This is a genomic window from Streptomyces sp. Isolate_45 (assembly GCF_024721315.2).
Classification (GTDB): Bacteria; Actinomycetota; Actinomycetes; order Streptomycetales; family Streptomycetaceae; genus Streptomyces.
On the sequence record NZ_JANFAK020000320.1, the window covers coordinates 1 to 2,999 of the forward strand.

General features: G+C 68.9%; 1 protein-coding gene. It reads right to left on the reverse strand.

The window, feature by feature from the left end; all coding sequences use genetic code 11:
- Positions 1–2,999 (reverse strand): type I polyketide synthase (locus tag NOD94_RS40665; protein ID WP_281211274.1); only part of this gene is annotated, 2,999 nt, incomplete at both ends.

A 2,999-nucleotide genomic window follows, 5' to 3' on the forward strand; every position in this document is an offset into this window, starting at 1 on the left:
AGCCGGAACAACGCCACCTCGACCGCGAACAACGCCGGCTGCGTGAACCGCGTCTCATCGAGCGCAGCCCCGTCCGACCCGAACAGCACGCTCTTCAAGGGCAGTTCGAGATCCATCTCCTCACACACCGCGTCCAGCGCGGCCGCGAACACCGGGTAGGCGTCGTACAGTTCACGCCCCATCCCCAGCCGCTGGCTGCCCTGGCCGGTGAACAGGAAGGCGACCTTCCCACCGACGGGCGAGCCTTCGATCAGCGTGCCGGTCGATCGGCCTTCCGCCAGTGCGGCGAGGCCGGCCAGGAGTTCCTCGCGGTCCGTGGCGACGATCGCCGCACGGTCCTCGAAGGCGGCCCTGCCCACAGTCAGCGACCACGCGACGTCAGCCGGACGCGCCTCCGGCGTCGACAGGACATACGACAGGAGCTGACGTGCCTGCGCCTGGAGCGCCTCCGCGCCCTTGGCCGAGAGGACCCACGGCACCGACGGGAGCGGTACGGTCTCGTCCCCGGACGAGACCGTCTTTTCCGCGTCCATCGGCTGCTCGATGATGGTGTGGGCGTTGGTGCCGCTGATGCCGAACGAGGACACACCGGCCCGACGCGGACGGCCCGTCTCCGGCCAGTCCACGGCATCCGTCAGGAGACTGACATCGCCCGCCTCCCAATCGATCTGCGACGACGGCGCATCCACATGCAGCGACTTGGGCAGCACCCCGTGCCGCATCGCCATGACCATCTTGATCACACCGGCCACACCCGCCGCGGCCTGCGTGTGCCCGATGTTCGACTTGATCGAACCGAGCAGCAGCGGCTGCCCCTCGGTCCGCTCCTGCCCGTACGTCGCCAACAACGCCTGCGCCTCGATCGGATCCCCCAACCGGGTACCCGTACCGTGCGCCTCAACCGCGTCCACATCCGCCGCCGACAGACCCGCACTCGCCAACGCCTCACGGATCACCCGCTGCTGCGAAGGACCGTTCGGCGCCGTCAAACCATTGCTCGCACCGTCCTGATTGACCGCCGAACCACGCACCACCGCCAGGATCCGATGCCCCTTGCGCACCGCGTCCGACTGACGCTCCACGAGCAACATGCCCGCGCCCTCGGCCCAACCCGTACCGTCCGCACCATCCGCGAAGGACTTGCACCGACCATCGGCCGCGAGCCCACGCTGACGACTGAAATCGATGAACGTCTCCGGCGTCGCCATGATCGCCACACCACCCGCGAGCGCCATGTCGCACTCACCCTGCCGCAACGCCTGGATCGCCCAATGCAACGCGACCAACGACGACGAGCAAGCCGTATCCACCGTGACCGCCGGACCTTCGAGCCCGAAGGTATAGGCGATCCGGCCGGAGGCGATGCTGCCCGCGTTTCCGGTGCCGAGGTATCCCTCGACGCCCTCGGGCAGTTCGTCGCCGGCGCCGTCCCCCATGCCTATACCGGTGACGTAATCGTGGTACATGACGCCGGCGAAGACGCCGGTCCGGCTGCCGCGCATCGAGGTCGGGTCGATACCCGCCCGCTCGAACGCCTCCCACGAGGTCTCCAACAGCAAGCGCTGCTGCGGATCCATCGCCAGGGCCTCACGCGGCGAGATCCCGAAGAACGCCGGATCGAACTCCGCCGCATCATGCAAGAACCCACCCTCACGCGTGTACGACGTACCCGCATGATCCGGATCCGGGTGATACAGACCCTCCACATTCCAACCACGATCCGTCGGGAACCCCGTGATCCCGTCCCCACCCGAGGAGACCAACTGCCACAGATCCTCCGGCGTCCGCACCCCACCCGGGAACCGGCACCCCATACCCACGATCACGATCGGATCGTCCGCCACGCCCGTGACCGGACGGGCCGGTGACGTCTGCTGTCCACGGCCGCCGTTCGGGTCACCGAGCCCGGCGGTCACCGCCAGCTCGGTCAGCAGGTGGCGGGCCAGCAATACCGGAGTGGGGTAGTCGAAGATCAGCGTCGGGGGAAGGCGCAGGCCGGTCTCCGCCTTCAGCACGTTGCGCAGTTCCACAGCGGTCAGCGAATCGAAGCCGAGATCACGGAAAGCCCGCTCCGCGTCAACCGCCTCGGCACCACCATGGCCGAGCACGGCCGCCACACGACCGCACACCAACTCCAGCAGCACACCCTCGTGCTCCGCGACCGGCAGGCCCAACAGACGAGCCACCAGAGGTGAACTGCCGTCCGTCGTGCCGCCAACACGCCGCTCGACCATTCGCCGCGCCGGTATCCGCACCAACGCACGCAGCAACGCCGGCACCGAACCCGACGACACCGCCTGCGCCCGCAACACCGCCACATCAAGGTGCATCGGCAGCAACACCGCCGCATCCACCACCATCGCCGCATCGAAGAGCCCCAGCCCCTCATCTGCGGCGAGCGCGGCGACACCGTCCCGTGCGATGCGGCGCAGGTCGACCTCGTCGAGGGTCGACGCCATACCGCTGTCACTGCCCGCCTGCGGGGCCCACAGACCCCAGGCCAGCGCGGTGGCGGGCAGGCCCTCTGCACGACGACGCTCGGCCAAGGCCTCCAGGAAGGCGTTCGCCGCCGCGTAGTTCGCCTGACCGGCCGCACCGAAGGCGGCAGCCGCACCCGAGAACAGCACGAAGGCCGACAGATCGAGTTCGCGGGTGAGCTCGTGAAGGTTCCAGGCCGCGTCCACCTTCGGACGGAGGACCCTTGCCACCCGGTCCGGAGTCAGCGAGGCCAGCATGCCGTCGTCCAGCACACCTGCGGTGTGCACCACGGCCGACAGCGGGTGTTCAGCCGGTACGAGGGCCAGCACCTCGGCCAACGCATCACGGTCGGCTATGTCGCAGGCGACGAGGTCGACGTGGGCACCCAACCCGGTCAACTCCGCGACCAGTTCGTCCGCACCGTCGGCCAGGGGACCACGGCGACTGGTGAGCAGCAAACGCTCCACCCCGTACGCGGTCACGAGATGGCGGGCGAACAACCGGCCCAGGCTACCCGTGGC